Genomic DNA, 3749 nt, shown 5'->3' with positions numbered 1-3749 from the left:
CGGTGACGGGGCCGGGGAGCGATCAGGTGTACCAGGTCGGCTCGGGCAGCTCGCCCAGCAGCGCGTAGCGCCCGACCTCCACCCGCTTGTACGCCACCGGGTCGTGCAGGCTGTGCGTGCGGATGTTGCGCCAGAACAGGTCCAGGCCGACGGAGCTCGCGCTGGCCCGCGCGCCGGTCACCTCGAACACCCTGGTGCCGATCTCCAGCCCCGTGTCGATGGCGCGCTGCTTGGCCGCCGCGATCAGCACCGCCGCCTCACCGCGCTCCTGCGGGGTCACCGCGTCGGCGTGCTCGTTGATCCGCTCGATGGCCTCGGCCGCGCGCTCCGCGAGCGCTTCCGCGGCCCACAGCTTCGCCTGGAGGTCGCCGTAGGTGTCGAGGACGTAGAACTCCTCGGTGGCCGACTCCTTGTTGTCGCCGCCGTAGGGCCACGGCCGGGTCCGGTCGCGGGTGTAGGCGGTCGCGGTGGCGAGCGCGCCGCGGGCGATGCCGAGGTAGAAGTTCGTGAACACCAGCTGGATCAGCGGCACGTTCAGCGTGTTGTACGTCCTGGGCCGGAACTCCTTGTCCACGTACCCCGCGGCCTGCGCCCACGGCACGCGCACGCCCCGGATCTCGACGCTGCCGCTCTCGGTGAGCCGCTGGCCGAGGTTGTCCCAGTCGTCGTTGAAGACGATGCCCTCCTGCGCGGACGGCACGATCGCGAAGATGTGCTTGTCGGTCCCGGCCAGGACGCCTTCCAGCACGGTGACGTCGGAGACCTTGCCGCCGGTGGAGAACGACTTGCGGCCGTCGAAGACCAGCTCGTCGCCGTCCTCGGTGATGGTGAGGTCGTTGTCCCGCGGGTTCACCGCGCCGCCGTAGAACCAGCGCTCGCGCGTCGCCTGCTCCTCCACGGCGGCGACCTGCTCGGGCGTGGCGACCAGCCGCGCGGCCCACCACCACAGGTAGTGGTAGCCGATGAGCTGGCCGATCGAGCCGTCGCCGGACGCGATCTCGCGGATCACCCGGTACGCGGTGGTCCAGTCCTGGCCGCCACCGCCGTGCTCGACCGGACCCAGCAACGTCACCAGCCCGGCGTCCTTGAGCAGCCGCACCTCGGCGTGCGGGGTCTTGCCCGCCCGATCGCGCTCGACGGCGTCGGAGGCGAGGATCGCGGCGACCTCGGCCGCCCGCGCGACCCACTCGGCGGAACCCGTCGGCGCCGGCTTCCCGGCCCAGTCGGTGGTGTTCTCGGTGGTGGTCATCGGGTCACTCCTACGGGTTCGGGGGTGCCGGCGCCGGTGGGCAACGCGGCCTCCAGCTCGCGGACGATGGGCAGGACGTGGCGGCCGAAGTACTCGACCTCCTCCAGGTAGTGCAGGAAACCGAGCAGCAGCAGGTTCACCCCGCGCCGCTTGTACTCGACGATCCGGTGCGCGACCTGCTCCGGCGTGCCGATGAGCTTGCTGCGGAAGCCGTCGTTGTACTGGACGAGGTCGTCGAACCCCGAGTCCGCCCACATGCCCTTCTTGTCCGCGGCCGACGCGCCGGCCTGCCGGACGGCGTCGCGGAAGCCGTGCACGGCTTGGACGTCCGCCTTGGCCACGATCTCGCGCAGCGTCTCGCGGGCCTCGGCCTCGGTGTCGCGGGCGATGAGGAACGCGTTCAACCCGAACCGGACGGTCCGGCCGTGCGCCGACGCGGTCCGGCCGACCTCGTCGACCTGCTCGCTGATCCCGTCGAAGTCCTTGCCGTTGCTGAAGTACCAGTCCGACACGCGGCCCGCCATGGCCCGTGCCGCGGTGGAGTTGCCTCCCTGGAAGATCTCCGGGTGCCGCCGGTCCGGCGTCGCGAGCGGTTTCGGCTTCAGGTCGTACCCGCGCAGCCGGTAGAAGTCGCCCGCGAACTGCGCGTCGTCCTCGGTCCAGCTGGCCCGCAGGACGCGGATGAACTCCTCGGAGCGGCGGTACCGCTCGTCGTGCTCCAGCCAGGGCTCGCCCAGCGCGGTGAACTCGCCCTTGAACCACCCGCTCACCACGTTGACGGCGGCACGCCCGCCGGAGAGGTGGTCGGCGGTGGCGATCAGCTTGGCCAGCACCGCGGGGTGCCACAGCCCGGGGTGGACGGCGGCGATCACCTTGAGCCGCTGGGTGGCCAGCAGCAGCGCGAGGCTGAAGCTCGTGGACTCCTGCTGGTAGGCGGCGCCGTAGCTGGCCATGTACCGCACCTGGGACAGGGCGTACTCGAACCCGTTGTCCTCCGCGAGCACGGCGAGCTCGCGGTTGTAGTCGTAGGTCCAGTCGGTGCGTTGTTCGATCGTGCTGGTGACGAGGCCACCGCTGACGTTCGGCACCCAATAGGCGAATTTCAACGGTTCTTCGGTTGTTTCCGTGCGACTTCCGGTGGACACGGCGAATACTCCCTCGTTGGGAATGGAAAAGAGGGGCGGCTGGGTCAGTGGCTGATCAGCGCGGACAACCCTGGCCGGCGATGCGCACGAAATCCAGATGCCGCCGCCGGGTGAGGTCCCAGCGATCGGTCGACATGTCGAAAAGTCTAGGCACGCCTTCGGTGACGGGTCCATTCGTCGCTGCCGAAGGGGCGATAGGGTTTCCCTTCCACCGACGACCGCCCGGACCGCTCATGCCGCATTCACCTTGAACTGCCTGGCACGGTCCACGAAGAGCTGGTGCAACTCGCGCGCCGGCCGGGTCGTGGAACCCGCCCGCCGGCGCTGCGCCACCAGCAGGACGTCCACCTGACGGGACGCGAGCGGTCGCCACGTGATCGCGCCGGCGCGTTCGAGCGGGTCCCCGACGACGCTGAAGTCGGGCAGCACGGTCACGCCCAGGCCCTCGGCCACCATGAGCTTGCCCATCTCGGCGCCGTCGGTGGAGCAGGAGAACGACGGCGTGCGACCGTCGAGCAGCCGGTGCACGTACCGGTGCATCACGTAGCCGGCCCGCATCGCGATCAGCGGCTCGCGCACGAGATCGGACACGTCGACGGCGGCGAGGCGGGCCAGCGGGCTGTCCGGTCGCATGCACACCACCGGCTGCCCGCGCAGCAGCTCGGTCGTGTCGAAGTCGGTCGGCGGGTCGTCCCCGCGCAGGTAGTTCACCAGCCCGAGGTCGAGGCTGCCCTCCAGCAGGGACCGGTGGATCTCGCCCTGCTGCGCGTCCACCACCTCGACCTGCGTCCCGGGGTGGCGTTCGCGGAACTCGCGGACGGTGGGGATCACCAGCGGGACGGTCGCCGCGTTGACCGTGCCGACGCGCAGCAGCCGGTTGCTGTGGTGCTGGTCGTCGGCGGCACGGCGGAGCTGGTCCACCGCTTCGAGCACACCGGCGATGTAGGGCAGCAGCTCGCGGCCCTCGTCGCTGATCCGGGCGCCGGACCGCCTGCGGTCCAGGATGTTCACGCCCAGCTCGCGCTCCAGGTTGCGCACCGTCTCGCTGAGCGCGGGCTGGGACATGTGCAGTTCCTCCGCGACCCGGCGCAGCGAGCCGAGCCGGGTGACCGCCTGGATGTACTCGAGCTGCTCGATCCGCACGTGGCACCCCTCCGGGACGCCGGACCGGCCGGTCGTCCCCCTGTCGCGTCCCAGGCCATCGGACCGGGTCGCCGGACGGGCGTCAACGACGGCCCGGCACCTCCCACGATCCGGTCGCCGGTGCCGGTCTGGATCTCCAGCCGACCGGCCGCACCGGTCACCGTCACGTCCGCCGAGCCCGCCTTGGTGATCACGTGCGTCCCGACCGGCGC

The 3749-nt window shown here is 71.0% G+C and carries 4 protein-coding genes; 1 reads left to right on the top strand and 3 read right to left on the bottom strand.

Going from position 1 to position 3749, the window contains the following annotated elements; translation table 11 throughout:
• Positions 1–22: 22 nt before the first annotated feature.
• The 3 genes from AB0G02_RS31105 to AB0G02_RS31095 all read right to left on the bottom strand — a co-directional run bounded on the left by AB0G02_RS31105 (position 23) and on the right by AB0G02_RS31095 (position 3537).
• Complete coding sequence (locus AB0G02_RS31105; RefSeq protein WP_360801119.1) at positions 23–1249, bottom strand: acyl-CoA dehydrogenase family protein; 1227 nt, start codon at positions 1247–1249, stop codon at positions 23–25.
• Entirely contained in the window at positions 1246–2355 is a 1110-nt protein-coding gene (sfnG, locus tag AB0G02_RS31100; protein ID WP_360801116.1) for a dimethylsulfone monooxygenase SfnG, read from the bottom strand. The genes AB0G02_RS31105 and sfnG overlap by 4 nt, the downstream gene beginning before the upstream one ends.
• Positions 2356–2625: 270 nt before the next feature.
• Positions 2626–3537, bottom strand: a complete 912-nt coding sequence (locus AB0G02_RS31095) for a LysR family transcriptional regulator (RefSeq protein ID WP_360801113.1) — start codon at positions 3535–3537, stop codon at positions 2626–2628.
• Here AB0G02_RS31095 and AB0G02_RS31090 point away from each other — a divergent pair.
• The coding region (locus tag AB0G02_RS31090) for a hypothetical protein (protein WP_360801110.1) at positions 3538–3749 on the top strand (212 nt) is incomplete at its 3' end. It lies immediately after the preceding gene.

Source organism: Actinosynnema sp. NPDC023658 (assembly GCF_040639995.1).
In the GTDB taxonomy this organism is placed as follows: Bacteria; Actinomycetota; Actinomycetes; order Mycobacteriales; family Pseudonocardiaceae; genus Actinosynnema.
Note: the sequence above shows the minus strand (reverse complement) of the source record. Positions and strands in the feature narration are given on the sequence as shown.

Coding starts and splice junctions, on each gene's coding strand:
- AB0G02_RS31105 (WP_360801119.1), bottom strand. CDS start 1,249: ATGACCACCACCGAGAACACCACCGACTGGGCCGGGAAGCCGGCGCCG.